The sequence below is a fragment of the Streptomyces sp. NPDC055099 genome, from assembly GCF_053607685.1.
The window spans coordinates 256,938-274,812 of the sequence record NZ_JBSGUA010000002.1; the positions used below are offsets into that span (position 1 = coordinate 256,938).

The window sequence follows — 17,875 nt, forward strand, 5'->3', positions numbered from 1 at the left end:
CACATGTCGTTACCTTCCTCAGAGCTGCTCCGTCGTAGGTGATGACGGGCCCGAACGGGCACAGGTAACCGATGTAGGGCCGGCCTGCTAGAAACAGCGTCATGACCTACCGTTTCGTCGCGCGTGAAGCCGGCGCAGAGATAGACCCGGACGGCGACTTCATCGAGGCCGGCATACGGGTGCGTGCGGGCGGTTGAACTGACCGACGACGTCTTCCGTGTGTCTCTGGCCCCGGACTCGCTGCCGGCGTTGAGGCTGAGTGACTGCGAGATCGAAGCAGCCATCGAGGCCCCTGCCGAAGACATCGCACAGTTCCGCGAGGTCCTCGCGCAGGTTCTCGCCTACGGCCGTGCGAACGCTCGCCCGCTGCGGGTCGCGCTCTGACGGGACATGGCTCCTCGCCCCAGCCCTGCGGATCACCCTTCCAGTACGTCCACCTGCGGGAGGGAGCGGTGCCGGTGGTGCGCCTCCGCGATGGCCCTCAGCGCGGGGCGGTCCAGCGCACGGTAGGCGAGTACGAGGAGTTCGTGCGCGAGGGCCTCGCGGTCCGTGTCGCCCGCCGACGCCCAGTGCAGGTCGCGGCCCAGGAGCAGCGCCTCCGTGGGGTCGCCCTGCGCGCAACGGCGGCGGGCATCCTCCACGTTCGCCCGCAAGGCGGCGGCATCGTCGAACAGGTCGTACATGTAGGTCGCGAACTTGTACTCGTCGACGCCGCGGTGCCCCGGGCGGTCCAGGGTGGAGGCGCCTGAAGCGAGCCCGCCCGCACCGTCCAGCGTGGTGATCCTGTGCGGGTCCACGGGTCCGGTGGCCCTGTCGTATTTCGAGGAGTAGGCGAGGCCGACTTCAGGTCGGTCCCCTGTTTCCACTGCGGTCAACGCATCGCGCAGCAGGGCCAGTTGACCGCTTCGCACGTCCGCCTCTTCGTCCCGTTCGTCGTCCTGGAGGTCACGCCAGAATCGTTCGAGGAGGGCACGTACCGCCTCCAGCGGCGTGCTCGCGGTGGTGTCGATCCCGCCGCCGTCGTTGTTGTAGTAGGAGGCAACCGTGCTGCAGGTACGGCCGTCGTCGAACCACAGGCCGTAGTGCAGACCGTCCGTGCCGCCGTGCATGAAGGTCAGGAATTCGGGCGGGTCCCGGTAGTAGCGGCCGTGCACGCGTACGTCGATGTCCCCGACCGGCATCCGCTCAGGTTCGCCGAACAGATCCATGATGCCGAACGGACTGACCCCCAGATCCGCCAGCGCGCGCTCTTCGACCGGACCAAGTGACCCAAGAAACCGCCAGAACCGGAAGATTGACTCAGGCAGTTCCAGGCCCCAGTCCCGCAGGACGCGCGCTTCGACGGCGGCTCGCGCTGCCGCATTCTGCGAGTTGCCGCTCATCGGAAGGTCCCCCAAGTTGTGGCGTGCGCACGCCGAATCACTACACTGAAAGGCGAGGTTATCGAAACCCCGGGCACGGTCGACACGGCGACCTCCCGCGCTGCTGACCCCACCCTGGTCAGGTCGCACCCGGCAGCCCCAGCACGGCCAAGAGCGTGGAGGAAAGTTCTCCTGAATTTCCCATGATCCGCAAGCCAGCGGATGCCTCTGACACACAGGCCCGGGCAATGACCGCCACGGCCGCGCATGGATCCCGCGCGGTGGGGCACCCGGCGGAGGCTGGAAGGGGAGGGCTGTTACGCCTGGGGAGGTCGAAGGGCCTCCCCTTCCATCACAGAGCAGGCAACCGCGCTCGCGTCAGTCACCAACTGATGCCAGCCGCCACCGGCAGGTGGTCGCTCCCCGTTTCCGGCAGCACCCACGCACTCTCCGGCTCCACACCCCGGACCAGGATCTGGTCGATCCGCGCCACCGGGAACGACGCCGGCCAACTGAAACCGAGGCCGTCACCGGCCTCAGTCTGCGCCGAGCGCAGCTGCGAGGTGAGGCCGGCCAGCGCGCGGTCGTCGGTGGTGCCGTTCAGGTCACCGAGCAGCACCACCCGCTCGTTCCGCTCGGCGGCGACGGCCTCGGCGAGCGCCTTCGCGCCGCGATCCCGGTCATCCGTCGTGAAGCCACCCTTGGGAACCACGCGTACGGAACCCAGGTGGGCCACATACACCGCCAGCGGCCCCTGTTCCGTGGCCACCGTGGCGCGCAACGCCCGGTTGTCGGCCATCTTGACGTCGGCCGGCTTGGTGTCCGCCAGCGGTCCGTAGTCCATCGCGGTGTCGACCGGCCGGGTGTCGGACAGCGGCAGCTTGCTCCACAGGCCGACGGTCCCCCTCACCACATGATGCGGATACGTCTTCGCCAGGCTCTTCTCGTACAGCGGCTTCGCCTGAGCACTGATCTCCTCCAGCGCCAGTACGTCCGCCTCGGAGGCGGCCAGGGCGCGGCCGGTGCCGGACGGGTCGGAGTTGTCGGCCCCGACGTTGTGGCTGGCCACGGTGAGGTCGCTGCGGGGGTGGGACTTGTCGGTGAGGAGCCCGCCGAAGAGGTGCAGCCACACCGTGACCGGCACCAGCAGCGCGACCACCGCGGAAGCGGAGCGTCGCCACAGCGCCCCGGCCAACAGCACCGGGACAAGCAGGCCGAACCACGGCAGGAAGGTCTCCACCAGGCTGCCGAAGCCCCCGTAGTCCGTGATCTGTGCGTGCAGCAGCATGAACAGACCAAGGAGCAAGGCCAGGGCAGTGAGCACCAGGCCACGCCTCCAGGGCCCCGGCCCGGCCGACACTCGCTGATCGCACCGGTCGCCCCGGTCGCCCTGGTCGCCCTGATCGCTCTGGTCTCTCTGGTCGCCGGCCTGGCTCGTCTCCTCCTCTGCGTCGGCCTGCACGATGCTCTGTCCTCGCTCGCTCACGCTCACTGCTGCATCCTCGGGTCCTCAGTGGGGTCGGCATACGTACGCGGGCAACCCTGATCGACCGCTTCGGGGCGTAGTTCGTAGTGCCACGGTTCGTTCTTGTAGATCTGGCACAGCCCGTACGCGGAGCCATGCTCGGCAAGCCACTTCGTGGCATCGGAGCGGCCGAGGTCGGCCGCGTCCCCTGACACGTGGGGAGACGTCGCCGCGGTGGCCACCCATCGGGCTGCCTCGTCCTCGGACCCGTACTCGGCGACCGCCTCCCGAAGAAGGTGATTCTGGTAGTCCGCGGAGCGCCAGCCGCTGTTGACGTAGACCTCGACTCCGTCGTCCGCCGCGTCCGACGCGGCCTGGCGCAGGGCCTTGAGCAGCTCCGGATCGAGGCGGGTCACGGCCGGAATCGCGTCCTCGAAGACCGTCACGCCGTCGGGAACTACTCCGTCATCCTTCCCGAGCGCCTCACGATCGGGATCGCTGCCGAAGGAGTTCAGGGGTGAGGCGGCCGAGGAGGACGAAGGCTTGAGTAATCGCCCGTCGAAGGCCGCGGTGATCGCCGCTATGACGACTGCCAGGCCGAGCAGGCCGAGCACGCAGAGCAGACCGACGGCAAAGCGCCGGCGCGTCCGGCGAGGCATCCGGCGGGGCAGTGTACCTGCTGATGGCGGGGTTCGAGTCATGCCGCCAGTCAAGGCACCAGCAGGTTGCCGGCCCGTATGCGGTTTTCGATACGCCGACGATATGCACCCGCTCGTAGCATCGAGAACATGCGCGTGTTGATCGTCGAGGACGAGCCCTACATGGCGGAAGCCATTCGCGATGGCCTACGCCTGGAAGCCATCGCGGCCGACATCGCGGGCGACGGCGACTCCGCCCTGGAACTGCTGAGCATCAACACCTACGACATCGCCGTACTCGACCGCGACATCCCCGGGCCTTCCGGTGATGAGATCGCCGCGCGCATCGTCGCCTCCGGCAGCGGGATGCCGATCCTCATGCTCACCGCCGCCGACCGTCTTGACGACAAGGCGTCCGGGTTCGAACTCGGCGCCGACGACTACGTCACCAAGCCGTTCGAACTGCGGGAACTCGTCCTCCGGCTCCGGGCGCTCGACCGCAGACGTGCCCACAGCCGGCCTCCGGTCCGTGAGATCGCGGGGCTGCGGCTTGATCCGTTCCGACGCGAGGTCTACCGGGACGGCCGTTACATCGCGCTGACCCGCAAGCAGTTCGCCGTACTCGAGGTGCTCATCGCCGCCGAGGGAGGTGTCGTCAGCGCCGAGAAACTCCTGGAGCGCGCGTGGGACGAGAACGCCGACCCGTTCACCAACGCCGTCCGCATCACCATCTCGGCGCTGCGCAAGCGCCTCGGCGAACCCTGGATCATCGCCACCGTGCCCGGCGTCGGCTATCGCATCGGAGTCGACGGTGGATAGATCTCCCGGCCTCAGCGTCCGCCTCAAGCTCACCCTCAGCTACGCCGGGTTCCTCATGGTCGCCGGTGCCTTGCTGCTCGCCGCCGTGGGCTGGTGGCTTCTGCGGGAGGGGTGGTTGCAGACCAACGAAGAGGGGTCATGGAGAGCGACTCCGGGCACCACCTTCGTGCGCGGGTTCGCTCCCATCGCGGCCGCGGTCATGGTGTTCCTCCTGGTGTTCGGCCTCCTCGGAGGATGGGTCCTCGCCGGCCGGATGCTCGCCCCTCTGACCCGTATCACGGACGCCACCCGCACCGCCGCGACAGGATCGCTCTCGCACCGCATCCAACTGCCCGGCAGCCAGGACGAGTTCCGCGAACTCGCCGACGCCTTCGACGCGATGCTCGAACGGCTCGAAGCACATGTCGCCGAGCAGCAGAGGTTCGCGGCCAACGCCTCGCACGAACTACGCACGCCACTGGCCATCTCGAAGTCACTTCTCGACGTGGCCCGCACCGATCCGTCACAGGACAAGGGCGAAGTCCTTGACCGCCTCCAAGCCGTCAATACGCGAGCGATCGACCTCACTGAAGCCTTGCTCCTGCTCAGCCGAGCCCGGCAGCGGTCCTTCACCCGAGAACAGGTCGACCTGTCCCTTATGGCGGAAGAAGCCACCGAAACACTGCTCCCCCTCGCGGAACGGAACGGCGTCACCATCGAGACCCGCGGCGACGTCACCCCCACGACCGGATCGCCCGCGCTCCTGCTGCAACTGACCATGAACCTCGTGCACAACGCGATCGTCCACAACCTGTCCGAACAGGGCATGGTCTGGGTTACCACCAGCACCCGCCCCGGCACCGTGACGCTCACAGTCGAGAACACCGGCGAGAAATTGACTCCCCACCTGGTCGCCACACTCACCGAACCCTTCCAGCGCGGCACCGAGCGCATTCACACCGGCCACGCAGGCGTCGGCCTCGGTCTGGCCATCGTCGAGACCATCACCCACGCACACAACGGCACCCTCACCCTCGCGCCACGCCCCGGCGGCGGGCTGCGCATCACTGTGGAACTTCCCGCGACGCCACCGGACATGGACGCCTAGGAGGTCGCCGGGCGCGGCCTGATCACGTTGCGGCCGACCGGTCCGAGTGGCGCGTGGTGTTCGGGGGTAGAGCGCGATAGATCGGCGGAACGACGTGTGAGCCGCCGGTCTTGTTGGCGCCGCCGGGGCACTACCGGCGGCATCGGCATGTCATGTACGGGACAGTCGCATACCCCTCGTGGTGTGCCAGAAGAAGGGCGACGACGACATCATGAAAAAATCCGCCTTACAGGGCTCCCTCCGCGCGAGCCTCGCGCTCGGCGCGGCGCTGACGTCGACCGTGCTGTGCGTGACAGCGATGACGGCGACGACGGCGAGCGCCGCCGTGCACCGGGACGCGAGCGGCGGTACGGCGATGGCCTCCGCCGCCGCCCGCGCGGGAGCGCAACGCGCCTGCCCTGTCGTGTACTTCGACCTGGGCGAGACCCTCGTGCACACCGCCGACGACGGCAGCACCAGCTATCGGCCCGGGGCGGCCTCCTATCTGCGTGCGCTGCGCGAACGGCACATCAGGATCGGCCTGATCACCAACGTTCCGCCCTCCTGGGGCGCGACCGATGCCGAGCGTGCCGCCAGGCTGAAGAAGGAGGTCGACGCCACCTGGCGGGGCTCCGCGCCCTTCGCGTGGGAGGACTTCGGCGACCGCGTCCTCACTCCCCGCACGGAGGCGGAACGCAAGCCTGCCCCCGTGCTCTGGCAGCGCGCGAAGGCCTCCGCGGGCCACTGTCGGGTCGTCTATCAGGCCGAGACCGCCGAGGAGGTCGATGTCGCAGCCTCGCTCGGCTACGTCCCGTACCAGGTAGACCGGCCTCACCGACCCGCGTACCTTCCCGTCGGGCTGATCGAACTCCTCGGCCACCGGCCCCGCTGACCCCAGGTCCCAGGCAGGCTGCTGCTACTCGTCGGCCCGCCGCCCGCGGCGCCCCCCTCCGGAGGCGCCAGGAGCCGCGCGGGCGGATGGGTTGCGCTTGCCCTCGTTGGCGTCCGCCGTGGCCTGGAGCCCTGACCGCTTCACCACCCCACTGCGCAACAGCAGTTGGAAGGCTCCGAGCAAGACGGCTGTCGCCAACGCGCTGTGCCACAGCAGGGCGTCCAAGTGCCCGGCCGAGAGATAGGCACCCGCGGCGACCGCGGCCAGGGCGCACACCGCGCGGTCCACGATGCTCTCGACCGACAGCAGCGTGGCGCGCGGGGCGTGCGCGGGCACCGCGTCGTTCACCAGTTTGCGCTGCACCGGGTACGCGAAGCCGGTCGCGGCGGCGAACAGGCAGAGCAGCGCGACCACCGCCCACGGCCCGCCGAGCGTCATGGCCGCCAGGGTGCCCGCGAGCACGAGGCTGAGGATCGAGACCCAGGCGACCGGTGTGAGGCGTCGGCTCAGCCACTGGGGGCGGGCCGAGGCCACCGCCTCGGCGACCGTCATCGCGGCCAGCACTCCCCCGTGCGAGGCCTCGGCGATGCCGTGGTCGAGCAGGATCGGCTGGAAGAGATTGACCTGGCAGATACGGGACAGCGTGAACACCGCCACGCCCTGCACCATCACCATGGCCAGCCACCGCGAGGAGGCGACGCAGCGCAGCGCGGAGCCCGCGTCCCGCAGGAACGCCCCGCCCCTGCGTCCTCCGGCGGAGGTGTCCGCCTTGCCTGCCCGGTCGCCCGCTCCCGCGAGCCGGGGCAGGGCGATCGCGCAGGCGAGGGAACCCGCCGCGCTGGCGGCACTGAGCACGTACGGAGCCGCGTGGGCGACGGACATCAAGGGTCCGACCAGCGGCCAGCACCCGACCTTGGCCGCGAGTCCCAGGGCCCGAGCGGTGCCCTCCGCCTTCAGGTAGTGCTCGTCGCAGCCTTCGGCGCGCAGCCCGTCGTACAGATAGGCGCTCGCCGCACCCGAGGTGAGCGAGCGGCCCGCGGCGATGGCGAGGAAATGGACGAGGAAGCCGGTGTACGAGGCGCTGAGCACCGGAGCCAGGTTCGCCGCCGTCATGACCACCGCGCCGGCCCGCAGGCAGTTGCGGGTGCCGATCCGGTCGGCGATCAGGCCGGTCGGGATCTCGAAGAGGCAGAAGGCCACGTAGTAGATGCTCTGGATGCCGAAGATCTGCGCGTCCGTGAGCCCGGCGGCCTTCTGGTAGGCGTAGAAGACGGGCATCCACCACAGCAGGTTGAACAGCAGCTGGAAGCCGTAGTTGAGCCGGATGATGCGGCGCGCGGTGTCCGTCAGGCCGGTGGCTCGCACCCTGTGGGTGGGCGCCTTCACAGCGCGTACGGGCGGATCTGGACCAGCCGGAAGTCGCCCCGCTCGGTCATCAGCCACTCGATGTCCAGCGGCTTGTCCACGTCGGAGCCGCCGAAGTGCGAGCCGCTGAAGTGGGACTGCAGGAGGCGTCCGGTCAGCGACAGGTCGGCGAGCCGGGCGCGGGTGGCCGCGGGCAGGGGCTCGTCCCAGGAGCCCAGGGCGACGGTGCGGCCGCCGCCCTCCACGGTGTTGTAGAGGTACTGCTGCGGCAGGACCGAGCCGTCGACCACCTGTTCCGGGGAGCCGGGCGAGCAGTTGAGGTAGACGTTGCGGAAGTCCTCGCGGCGGGTCGGGTTGCAGGTCACCAGGACGCCGCCGAGGGAGGCGGGCTCGTACTCCTGGATGATCACGCCCATGTAGGTGTCGTCCAGGGAGATGCCGACCTCGTGCCGCAGTCGCACGCTGCGCGGTGACACCAGCGAGGCCCACACCTGGCGTACGGCGTCCAGGAGTTCGCCGGTGGAGTGGACGGTGGTGACGGAGTCGTAGACGCCTGCCGCGGAGAAGCCGGGCAGGTCCTCGGCGTTGGACGAGGAGCGCACCACCAGGCGTCGGTGTGTGGCCGCGATGGCGGTGAATGCCTGGTCGATCTGCCGGGTGACCGACTCGGGGACGGGTGTGTTGCGGATCAAGTGCTGGAGTTGCAGGCAGAGCGAGTCCAGGACGTCGGTGGCGTCGAGTTCGAGTGCCATCTTGAGCTTGCCGATGCCCTGTTGGAGGGCGGGCGAGGAGGCCAGGAAATGCTGCTGGAGCGCGAAGGGGAGCGCGACTCCTTCCGGGGCGTCGACGGTGGTGGCCACGAAGTCGGCCGCCGCCGTGTGGAGTTCGGCCGTGGAGGGTGTGCTGAGGCCCAGCCGCGCCCCGAGGTGCGCGTAGAGGCTTTCGCGCGGCGGGCGGGGCCGGCCGTAGAAGGCGGTCAGGTCGGCCGTGCGGCTGTCGAGTACGTGGTGCAGTTCGCCGAGGTTGGCCGCTTTGGTGCCGTAGCGGTCGCGGTCCGCGCTGCGGAGCCGGTGCAGGGCGAGGACGGGGGCGTCTTCGAGCAGGGGCGGCTGGAGGCGTATGCGCTGCTGGTGCCAGGCCGGTGCCCGCAGGGCCGGCTCGTGATCGAGCCGCTCCAGGAGGATCTCGTCCTCGCGCACGCGGTAGCGGACCCACGCGCCGTCGAGCTGGTCCTTGTCGACGAGCTGTCGCAGGTCGCGCACGATCGCGTTGGGTATGCCCCAGCCGGAGGCAAGCACATTGGTGTGCGAAAGCGGGGTGATCGGCGCGGTGTTGAGGAATCCCGCCACCCGGGGCACGTCGTCCGGCAGGCAGGGCATGGCCACGATGTCCGCCCAGCCGAGACCTGCCTCCGCCGCCGCGTACTCCTCGTGCGTACGGAAGTACCGCAGTCGCCCGGTGGCCTCGCCGGGGTTGAGCGGAGTGCGGGTGCGGGAGCCGAAGAGCTCGTGGCTCAGGATGCGGGGTACGCGCTGTTCACTGATCGCCGCGAGTTCCTCCTCCTGGCCGTGGTTGGCGGGCTTGAGGAGTACCGGGAGCCTGCCGTCGACGCGTTCACGCACGAACTCGTAGAAGTGGGCGAGCAGTTCGCCGTGCATGGTGTCGGCCTCGGTCGTCTCCAGGACGAGGAAGGTGCGTTCGCGGCCGTCCGTTTCCTGCTCGGTGTGCAGGGACAGCACGCCGAGCAGGAAACGGCGCTCGGGGTCCATGTAGACGGAGGCGTTGAAGGCGTCCAACTCGGCGTCCAGCGCTTCGAGTTCCATGCCCAGGACGCGGGTGGCGATGTAGTTGACGTGGAAGGGGTGCGCGGTCGTGTCGAGCAGGTGCCAGGTGTTCTCGGCGCGGTCGACGACGACCTTGAGGTAGGGGTGGCCGGCCAGGACGCCCGAGAGCGTGCGGAAGAGCGGCAGGGAGAGGTTCTCGCCGATGACCGTGCGGTCCGTGGCCGGCTCGGCGGGGCCGGTGAACATCTGGGCGGTCATCGGACGACCTCCTCGGGCTGCGCGGCGGGCAGGACCCGGGGCAGGGCGTCCACCAGGGTCTCGAAGTCCCGCAGGACCGTCCGCGGGTCGGTGGCGGACAGCAGGCACAGCGCCGCCATGGTGTTGGCGCCCGCGGCCGGGTCGTACACCGGCACGAGGGTGCCGTCGGTGAGCGAGCTCTCGGCGACCACCGACAGTTCGCTGCCGTGGCTCAGGGGCACGTCCGCCGCGACGGCGGTGAAGTCCCAGACCTTGCGGTCCTGCCAGGCCTCGCCCTTGGAGTCGACCGCGAGGACGACGAGGGAGCCCGCGGCGCCGTTCGCCTGTGCGGGAGTGAGGGCGTGCCGGGGCCACTCGACCGGGCGGCCAAGAAGGTGGTCGACGAGCATGCCCACGAGGTCGAGCCCGAAGACCTCCTCGATCTGCGGCACCGTCATCGCGCCGCCGAACCGGGCGGCCGTCTCGATCAGCCACATGCGGCCGTCCGCACCGAGCTTGATCTCGGTGTGGGTACCGCAGTCACGCAGTCCGAGAGCGTCGACGGACGCTCGGGCGAGGGCCACGATCCGGTCCTGGGCGTCCTGGGACAGCAGGGCGGGCGTGATGCCCGCGCGCTCGGTGAACGGCTCGACGGTGGGCATACGGCCGCTGAGGCAGATCGGGCGGAACACGCCGTCCGCCACCACGCCCTCGACGCTGACGTAGTCACCCCAGCCGGGCTCGTCGAACCAGTCCGAAGCGGTGCCGCTCACGATCTGCTCGACGACGAAGTCCGCCTCAGCCTCGGCCACATGGAGTTCCGCGTATCCCAACTGAGCGGATTCGGCCATCACTTCGCGTGACCGGCGCCACGCGGCGGATGCCTCGTGCGGGGAGCGGATGATCTGGTGCGCGGTGGATCCCGCGCTCCAGGCCGCCTTGAGGAGGAGCGGGAAGGGCAGGTCGCGGGCCGCTTGGTGCAGATCCGACTCGGTGGCGACCGGACGGAACTCCGGTTGCGGCAGGCCGTGTTCGTGCCAGGTGCGACGCATCAGCCGCTTGTCGCGTGCCAGCGCGGCGGCGCTGCCCGCCCCCGCCAGACCCAGCGCCCGGCAGGCCTCGGCGACGGCCACGACCGCGTACTCGGAGAAGGTGAGCACCGCGTGCGCGCCCACGGCTTCGGCCCGCGAGACGATCAGGGACACCAGGTCGGCGCTGCGCGCGTCGGCGGGCGTCACGACGGAGGCGCACAGCCGCTCGGCCGTCTCCGACACGGCGGGAGGCAGTGCGCTGAGCGCCAGCAGGTGCACTTCCGCCCTGGCGGCCGTCCGTGTGAGGACGTGACCGAGCGGCGGGCCACCCTTGGCATGCACTAACAGCACCTTGCTCACTGAAGTTCCCTCTCCATTCGTCCGGTTGAGGCATGACGTCGTACGGATCGGTGACGCGCGTAGAACACGCGGGGCCACCGGGACGTACGTTGCGGGGCGTGTTCACCCGCACACTCAAGGGGACCAGGCGACAGACGGCCGAAGCGCCGACGGGGACGTCTGCCGTTCAGGCAAATGCCTGAGTGCCGCGGTCGCACGCGGCGTCCGGGCGGCCCTCGTCCCGCCCGATTCGGCCGAGAAACCGAGCATGCGCGAGATCGACACGGGATACGCATCGCTTTGTGACTGTGCGTCAACCAGTGGAATACGGACGGAGATACCGCTGTGAACGACTCCAATCTCAAGGCACTGCTTGAACACCTGCCCGCGTTCTGGTGGGAGGTGGACCAGCCGTGGCAGGTCCTGGAGAGGGGAGGCGGCGCCTTCGCCGACACCGGGACAGCGCAGCGCTTCCTGGAGCGCATGCACGAGGAACTCTCGGCCCCGGGGCATCCACCGGAGGAGGTCAGCTGGCAGGCGCAGTTCGACGGACGCACCTTCGACGTGAGCTGGCCCCTGGACGAGTCGCGCGCCCACAGCCGTACGCGCGGTCTCGCGGTGGAGGTCGACGCGCACGCACCACACCGGTACGCCGCCTTCGCCGACCTCGTCGACCTTGCCCCGGCCGCCGCCTTCATCCGGGACCGCGCGGGACGCTACCTGTGGGCCAACCATGCCTACGCGCACCTCTACGGCACCACGCCGAGGGAACTCACCGGCAGATACATCGAAGACTTCGACGCCCCCGCCGAGGCCGCCCAGTTCCGCGCCCTGGACCAGGAGATCCTCAGCCGGGGCACTCCGGTGCGGCACACCCTCGGCTATCGCCGCCCGGACGGCAGCGTCGGCCAGGCAGCCGGGCACCGCTTCCCCGTGCGGGAGGACGCGGAGACCTGCGTAGCCGGGATCTACGTGGACATCACCGACCACCTCCGCGCCATGGTCCAGCGCCAGGAGGCGGAGGAGAACCTGCAGGCGCTGCGCGACCACAGCGGACTGCCCTGCGCGCTGCTCTCGGCCAACGGGCGGGTGATCGAGGCGAGTTCGGCGGCCGCCGAACTCTTTCACCTCGGCCTTCCCGACTTGGTGGGCCGTCGCGCGCACACGCTGCTCGCCCCCGCCCCCGCCCCCGACCTCGATCGGCTGCACCGCAGATGGAACGGTCTGATAGCCCGCCGCACCAGACGGGTGGAGACGTCCGCCGTGCTCGTCGACGCCCGGGGGCGGCAACGCCGTGCGCAGCTCCACCTGACGACGGTCGGCCATTCGGCTGCCCATGCCCGGCACGTCTGGGCTGTCGTCACGCATCAGAGCCTGGCCCACGAGGCCCATCCCTCGCTCACCGCCGCGCAGATCCGCATCCTCTCCCTCCTGGCGGAGGGCAGCAGCAACAGTGACATCGCCGCCTCGCTGCGGCTGTCCCGGCAGACGGTCGACTACCACCTGAGCCGCCTGCGGCAACTTCTGGACGCCACCACGCGCCCCGCCCTGGTCGCCCGGGCGTACGTCCTCGGCATCCTCGCCCCGCGCGCCTGGCCCCCGCGTTCGGCGACGGCGGCCCATCCGCTCAGCTCCGTCTGACGGACGGAATCCGAGATCCGGGAGCCAACGCCGCGAAATTGCCCGGCATCTGACGTGAACAAATCTTTTCCGATGGCCAGTGGCGGCTGCCAGCATGGAAGGTCGGACGAGAAGTCCGTCGACAATGGGGGGGCCGTTCATGTCATTTGTCAGGCTCTTTTCACTCCATGGCGGTCGGCAATGACGCGGCGGTCGCCTGCGCGACGGCGCCGGCGACGCCCGACCAAAAGGCAGCAGCGGCAACAAGCGCGACTTGTGGCGCTTCTTGCCGGTGCCGCCGTGGCGCTCACACTGGTTGCCCCTATTGTCAACTGGCTTCTCGTGCACTGGTGGTTACTGATCGCTTTCGCCGTCGCGGCCGCGTCGGCGGGCCTTGGGCTCTTGCATCATCGACGCCAACGGGCATTGTGGGCCGACGTCAGGCGCCGGCAACTGCGCTATGCGATGTCACGGTTGGACGCATTGCATCACCGCGAGTTCGAGTACGCGGTACGCGACTTGATGCGCCGCGACGGCTGTATGGACGCCCGGCAGACGGGCGGCACGGGTGACAACGGGGCGGACGTGGTCGCCACCGACCCGATGGGCCGCAGGTGGGTCATTCAGTGCAAGCACCGCAGGAACGGAGCACAGGGTTCGCCGGTCGGCACACCCGACCTGCAGCGCGTCAACGGGACGGCCCGCCAGCTCCACGGCGCGGACATCGTGGTAATGGTGACCAACGGACGCTTCTCCCAGCGGTGCGCTCCCCTGGCCCGGCAGCTGCACATGCACCTGGTGGACCGCGCCACGCTCGCCAACTGGGCGGCAGGAGCACGGCCGTTGTGGGAATTGCTGCCCAATATCCCGCCCCCGCCTCGCTTTATGCCCACGAACTGAGCCCCTATATCAGGTTCGCCATGAGGCGTCAGCACCGGGTCCCACCGAAAGCGATGCCCGTTTTGACATGAAAAATAGGGATCGCATTATGTCCGCTTTTGCGAATAAGGCAACTTCTGACCCCACTTGGCCTTGCGCTGCAGTGGAATGAGTCACACCCGCAGATCGGGGCCTCAAGGGCCGCTCGGCGCATTTTCGTTTCCCGCAAACAAAGTTGAGGCTATTTGATCAATGAGGGCGCGGGCAGCGGACTCCGAGAATGGGCCTCGCGCATTCCCCGAGTGAATTCCGGCCTTGTTCTGTCCGGGCATTCTCGCCTAACGTCACCGTCAATCCGGATGGAACGCCGAATCCTGCCGCTGTCCGGAAACCCTTCCCGTACTCACTCACTTACGCACGGCAGGAGCGGGGGACCCAGGTAAGCCGCCGATCCGGATTCCGGAACGGCTAGGGGTGAAGTCGCATTCACAGTGCGACCGGACATCTCCCGTCCGAACCCGACAGCTCACCTCGTAGGCGACGGAGAGGAATTCGTCATGCCTGCAAAGGGTAAGCACCGCCGCCCCAAGTCCACCGCGCTCAGCCGGGGCATCGCCGCGGCAGGCACGGGCGGCGCCGTGCTCGTCCTCCCGGTGATCGGCGCGACCGCCGCCAGTGCGGCGCAGCCCGCCGCGGCCGCCAAGCCCGCCGCCGCCCCCAAGACCTACGTCGTCGCGGCGGGCGACTCTCTCGCCAAGATCGCCCGAGAGCACTCGGTCAGCGGCGGCTGGAAGAAGCTGTACGAGGACAACCGCAGCGTTCTGGGTGCCGACCCGAAGCTGATCCACCCCGGCCTCAAGATCACCATCGGGCAGAAGGCCCCGGCGGACGACGCGGCCGCCTCCAAGGCGTCCGACCAGCGGGCCGACCGCTCCGAGCGCTCGAGCGCGGCCAAGCCCGCCGTCGCCCCGGCGAAGAAGACGTACGCCAACAACCTCGACGGCTGGATCAAGGAGTCGCTCGACGTCATGGCCCAGCACGGCATCCCCGGCACCTACGAGGGCATCCACCGCAACGTCATGCGCGAGTCCTCCGGCAACCCGCTGGCCATCAACAACTGGGACGTCAACGCCGCCGCGGGCACCCCGTCCAAGGGGCTCCTGCAGGTCATCGGCCCGACCTTCGACGCCTACCACGTGCCCGGCACCTCGCTGGACAGCTACGACCCGGTCGCCAACATCACCGCCGCCTGCAACTACGCGGCCGACCGGTACGGCTCGATCGACAACGTGAACGGCCCCTACTAGGGAATACCGGCCTCCACCACCCTGAGCCCCGGCACGCACCGCGTGCCGGGGCTCAGGGCTGTCGGAACCTCCCGGAAGGGGCCCTCGAATTGGCATGCACCCGTCTATTCACCGACGGGTGCATGCCCATAAGGTGAGCGACCTTCGCGTTCCTGGGGGGTCTCATGAACGGTCTCCGTCGTCTCAGTGGTCGCACTGGTCTCCGTGGTCACCATGGTCTCCGTGCGGCCATCATCGGCCTTGTCATCGCGTGCACCGCCGCCGTATCACCTGTCGCGGTCGTATCCCCGGCCGTGGCCGTGCCCTCCGCCGAGGCCGACAGGCCGGGCGTGACGCCGAGCTGGTCGGCGCTGCCGGTGCCCGCGGCCGCACCGCCCGTGACCGTGTCCGACCTCGCCGCCCGCGGCCCGGGCGAGGCCTGGGCCACCGGGAACGAGCACACCACCGACTGGGTGCGGCCGATGCTGTACCGGTGGGACGGCGCGGCGTGGAGCCGGGACAGGAGCTTCCCCGGCGCCGAGGCGTCGGGCTGGCTCGGCGAGGTGCAGTTCGTCGGCAAGGAAACATGGATCATGCACAACCGCGACGGAGCGGGCGAGATCCTGCGCCGGTCGGCGGAAGGATCGGATGGGTCGGGAGAGTGGAGCACGGTCCCTCTGCCGCAGACCATGTGGGTCTACCAGGACTTCGCCGCCGTGCCCGGTGCCGCGTGGGTGGTCGGTGAGGACGACACCGGGCTGAAGGTCCTGCACTACGACGGCTCCGGCTGGACCACACAGTCCACCCCCGAGGGCGTGCTGTACCTGATGGGGATCACCGCGCGCACGGCCACCGACGCCTGGGCCTGGGGGGACACCACCAACGGGACGACCGTCCTGCGCTGGAACGGCACCGCCTGGCGGGACGCGAAGGTGCCGCTGCCGCCGAACAGCAACATCCACACGATGCTGGTCGAACCGTCCGGCCGCGTCACGATCGGCGGCAGCCAGTACACCGACGGCGTGCCCCGCACCTACCTCATGACCTGGAACGGCCACACCTGGCGCACCACCTACCCGCCCTTGGGCGACACCTACACCGAGGGCATGGTGCGCGGCCCGGACGGCGCCTTGTGGCTGCCGGTGCGCAGCGACCGCGCGTTCCAGTCGAAGTACGCGCGGGTCGACGGCTCCCGCACCACCTTCTCCTACGGCCCTGAGCGCACGAACGCGATCGACGTGAAACCGCGTGTCCTGACGAAGGCCGGGTCCTCGCTGCTGTCCTTCGGGACCGCCGAGATCTACGGCTCGAAACCGAACCTGATGAGCGAGCGGCTGGGAGGCTGACCATGGTGCGCCGACTTCTCGTCGCGGTTCTCGCCGTCGCGATGACCGTCATCACCGTCATGAGCTCGGCCGCGGCGGAGCCCGCTGCCTGGCAGCACGTCCCGGTCCCGGCGGGGATACGCCCGCAGGCCGGGCTGAACGAGGCCGTGGCGTTCGGCCCCGACCGGGCGTGGGCCGTGGGCTCCGACGCCGTCGGCCGCGAGGCCCCGGGCTTTCCGCTGATGCTGCGCTGGGACGGAACCGCGTGGCAGCGCCAGAGTCTTCCCAAGGTCAGTTGGCAAGGAGATCTGCTGTCCATCGCCGCGACCTCTCCGAGCGCGATCTGGGCGGTCGGCCGTGACTCGGCGGGCGGCGCCCGCCTGCTGCGTTACGACGGCACCGCCTGGCGCGAGAGCCGGCCGCCCCGCGGTGTCCTGCTGACCAAGGTCGTCACCGGCGGCGGGGAGACCTGGCTGATCGGATCGCGGGACGGCGCGCAGGTCTTGCTGCGGCGGGAGGGAAGCGGCTGGCAGGACATGCCGGTGCCGCCGGGAGCCGTCTACGGCATGCACGTGGTGGCGGCCGACGACATCTGGGCCGCGGGCGCCACCAACTCCGGCGCCGCCGTCTCGCATTGGGACGGCAAGGAGTGGCAGCAGACGATCGTGGACGGGTTCCCGAGGTCGGCCGTGGGCAGTGTGCTCGCGGTCTCGCCGACCGAGGTATGGGCGGGCGGCACGGCCGGGTTCGTCGGTGGCCCGGTGGGCAAACCGATTCCGCCGCTGCTGATGCGCTGGGACGGGAACGGGTGGAGCCGGGTGGCCGTACCCACCAACTTCGGTTCGATCAGTTCGTTCGCTCCCGCCGCGAACGGCAAGCTGGGCTGGGTCTCGGTGGCCAACTCGCAGAAGTACGGTCCGCCCGGCAGCTACCCGCCACTGGTGCCCGGGCCGGATTTCCTGTCCTGGGACGGCCAGTCGTTCGCCGAGTACAGCGAACCGGCGGTGGCCGGGGAGGGCGACTCCCGGACGCTGCAGCTTGCGCCCGTGCCGGGTACGTCGACGGTGTGGTCGGTCGGCCGCGCCGCCGGACCCGAGAACACCTTCGCTCCGCGCATTCAACGCTTCGGCTGAGGAGGCTGTATGGAGGGGTGGATCACCTTGGTGATCCACTGATCCACTTCTCTGTGGGAGGTCCTAGCATGGGCCCATGCCCAACAAGCCGTCACGCGTCGAACTGTGCCCGCTCACCCTCGCCGACCAGGATGAGTTCTGCGCGCTCGTGCGGGCCAGCACCGAGCTCCACTCGCCGTGGATACAACTGCCCACGAACGCGGCGGAGTTCCAGGACTGGACGCGCCGCTTCAGTGACGGCACCACCCAGGGTTTCCTGATCCGCGTTCAGGAGACCGGCGCGGCGGCCGGGATGGTGAACATCAACTCGATCATCCGGGGCCGCTACCAAGGCGCGTCACTGGGCTACGCGGCCTTCGCCCCGTCCGCGGGGCGCGGTTACATGACTGAAGGTCTCACGGTCGCCCTGCGGCACGCCTTCGACGACCTGCGGCTCCACCGGTTGGAGGCCAACATTCAACCGGCCAACCAGGCGTCCTTGGCCCTGGTTCAGCGACTCGGCTTCCGTTACGAGGGCCTCTCCCCCGCCTATCTCTATATCGACGGAGCCTGGCGCGACCACGAACGCTGGTCCATCACAGCCCCATCCCCCTGGAACCCCGACCCTTCACTTCCCCGGGTCTAATCTGCTCCTG

16 protein-coding genes and 1 riboswitch are annotated in these 17,875 nt (G+C 69.5%); of the genes, 10 read left to right on the forward strand and 6 right to left on the reverse strand.

What is annotated here, in order from left to right; translation table 11 throughout:
- Positions 1-183 precede the first annotated feature (183 nt).
- Positions 184-384 carry a hypothetical protein gene (locus ACWFRU_RS05515; protein WP_453684796.1) on the forward strand — a complete coding sequence of 67 codons (201 nt, stop codon included), beginning with the start codon at positions 184-186 and terminating at the stop codon, positions 382-384.
- Between the two features lie 32 nt (positions 385-416).
- Here the strand turns inward: ACWFRU_RS05515 and ACWFRU_RS05520 are convergent, their stop codons facing one another.
- The 3 genes from ACWFRU_RS05520 to ACWFRU_RS05530 all read right to left on the reverse strand — a co-directional run bounded on the left by ACWFRU_RS05520 (position 417) and on the right by ACWFRU_RS05530 (position 3,485).
- Positions 417-1,208, reverse strand: coding sequence for an ADP-ribosylation family protein (locus ACWFRU_RS05520; RefSeq protein ID WP_453684797.1), 792 nt, complete (start codon positions 1,206-1,208; stop codon positions 417-419).
- Positions 1,209-1,743: 535 nt separating this feature from the next.
- Entirely contained in the window at positions 1,744-2,721 is a 978-nt protein-coding gene (locus ACWFRU_RS05525) for an endonuclease/exonuclease/phosphatase family protein (RefSeq protein WP_453685271.1), read from the reverse strand.
- A gap of 128 nt (positions 2,722-2,849) precedes the next feature.
- Positions 2,850-3,485, reverse strand: coding sequence for a M15 family metallopeptidase (locus tag ACWFRU_RS05530; protein WP_453684798.1), 636 nt, complete (start codon positions 3,483-3,485; stop codon positions 2,850-2,852).
- Between the two features lie 129 nt (positions 3,486-3,614).
- Between ACWFRU_RS05530 and ACWFRU_RS05535 the strand changes: the two genes are divergently transcribed.
- From ACWFRU_RS05535 to ACWFRU_RS05545, 3 genes are all read left to right on the forward strand, one after another.
- Positions 3,615-4,283 (forward strand): response regulator transcription factor, encoded by a 669-nt coding sequence (locus tag ACWFRU_RS05535; RefSeq protein WP_453684799.1) that lies wholly within the window; start codon positions 3,615-3,617, stop codon positions 4,281-4,283.
- A complete protein-coding gene (locus ACWFRU_RS05540) occupies positions 4,276-5,370 on the forward strand; it encodes a sensor histidine kinase (RefSeq protein WP_453684800.1) in 1,095 nt (364 codons plus the stop codon). Before ACWFRU_RS05535 ends, ACWFRU_RS05540 begins: the two co-directional genes overlap by 8 nt.
- 178 nt (positions 5,371-5,548) lie before the next feature.
- Positions 5,549-6,241 carry a hypothetical protein gene (locus ACWFRU_RS05545; protein WP_453684801.1) on the forward strand — a complete coding sequence of 231 codons (693 nt, stop codon included), beginning with the start codon at positions 5,549-5,551 and terminating at the stop codon, positions 6,239-6,241.
- A 24-nt stretch (positions 6,242-6,265) separates the two neighbouring features.
- On the opposite strand, the gene ACWFRU_RS05550 is transcribed toward ACWFRU_RS05545, so the two are convergent.
- Genes ACWFRU_RS05550 through ACWFRU_RS05560 form a run of 3 tightly spaced genes read right to left on the reverse strand, consistent with a single transcriptional unit; the run spans position 6,266 to position 11,000 of the window.
- The gene (locus ACWFRU_RS05550; RefSeq protein WP_453684802.1) at positions 6,266-7,606 is read right to left on the reverse strand and encodes an MFS transporter; all 1,341 of its coding nucleotides are present in this window, start codon (positions 7,604-7,606) and stop codon (positions 6,266-6,268) included.
- A gap of 17 nt (positions 7,607-7,623) precedes the next feature.
- The gene (locus tag ACWFRU_RS05555; protein WP_453684803.1) at positions 7,624-9,648 is read right to left on the reverse strand and encodes a PEP/pyruvate-binding domain-containing protein; all 2,025 of its coding nucleotides are present in this window, start codon (positions 9,646-9,648) and stop codon (positions 7,624-7,626) included.
- Positions 9,645-11,000 (reverse strand): ATP-grasp domain-containing protein, encoded by a 1,356-nt coding sequence (locus ACWFRU_RS05560; RefSeq protein WP_453684804.1) that lies wholly within the window; start codon positions 10,998-11,000, stop codon positions 9,645-9,647. Before ACWFRU_RS05560 ends, ACWFRU_RS05555 begins: the two co-directional genes overlap by 4 nt.
- A gap of 342 nt (positions 11,001-11,342) precedes the next feature.
- Between ACWFRU_RS05560 and ACWFRU_RS05565 the strand changes: the two genes are divergently transcribed.
- From ACWFRU_RS05565 to ACWFRU_RS05590, 6 genes are all read left to right on the forward strand, one after another.
- Complete coding sequence (locus ACWFRU_RS05565) at positions 11,343-12,638, forward strand: PAS domain S-box protein (protein WP_453684805.1); 1,296 nt, start codon at positions 11,343-11,345, stop codon at positions 12,636-12,638.
- Between the two features lie 453 nt (positions 12,639-13,091).
- On the forward strand, positions 13,092-13,517 hold the full coding sequence (locus ACWFRU_RS05570) for a restriction endonuclease (RefSeq protein ID WP_453684806.1): 426 nt from the start codon (positions 13,092-13,094) through the stop codon (positions 13,515-13,517).
- A gap of 377 nt (positions 13,518-13,894) precedes the next feature.
- A riboswitch (cyclic di-AMP (ydaO/yuaA leader) is annotated at positions 13,895-14,051 on the forward strand.
- A gap of 2 nt (positions 14,052-14,053) precedes the next feature.
- Positions 14,054-14,803: a LysM peptidoglycan-binding domain-containing protein gene (locus ACWFRU_RS05575; protein ID WP_453684807.1), complete on the forward strand. Its 750-nt coding sequence runs from the start codon at positions 14,054-14,056 to the stop codon at positions 14,801-14,803.
- Between the two features lie 164 nt (positions 14,804-14,967).
- Positions 14,968-16,128, forward strand: coding sequence for a hypothetical protein (locus ACWFRU_RS05580; RefSeq protein WP_453684808.1), 1,161 nt, complete (start codon positions 14,968-14,970; stop codon positions 16,126-16,128).
- 2 nt (positions 16,129-16,130) lie between these two features.
- Positions 16,131-17,240, forward strand: coding sequence for a hypothetical protein (locus tag ACWFRU_RS05585; protein ID WP_453684809.1), 1,110 nt, complete (start codon positions 16,131-16,133; stop codon positions 17,238-17,240).
- A 76-nt stretch (positions 17,241-17,316) separates the two neighbouring features.
- A complete protein-coding gene (locus ACWFRU_RS05590) occupies positions 17,317-17,865 on the forward strand; it encodes a GNAT family N-acetyltransferase (protein ID WP_453684810.1) in 549 nt (182 codons plus the stop codon).
- Positions 17,866-17,875: the final 10 nt, after the last annotated feature.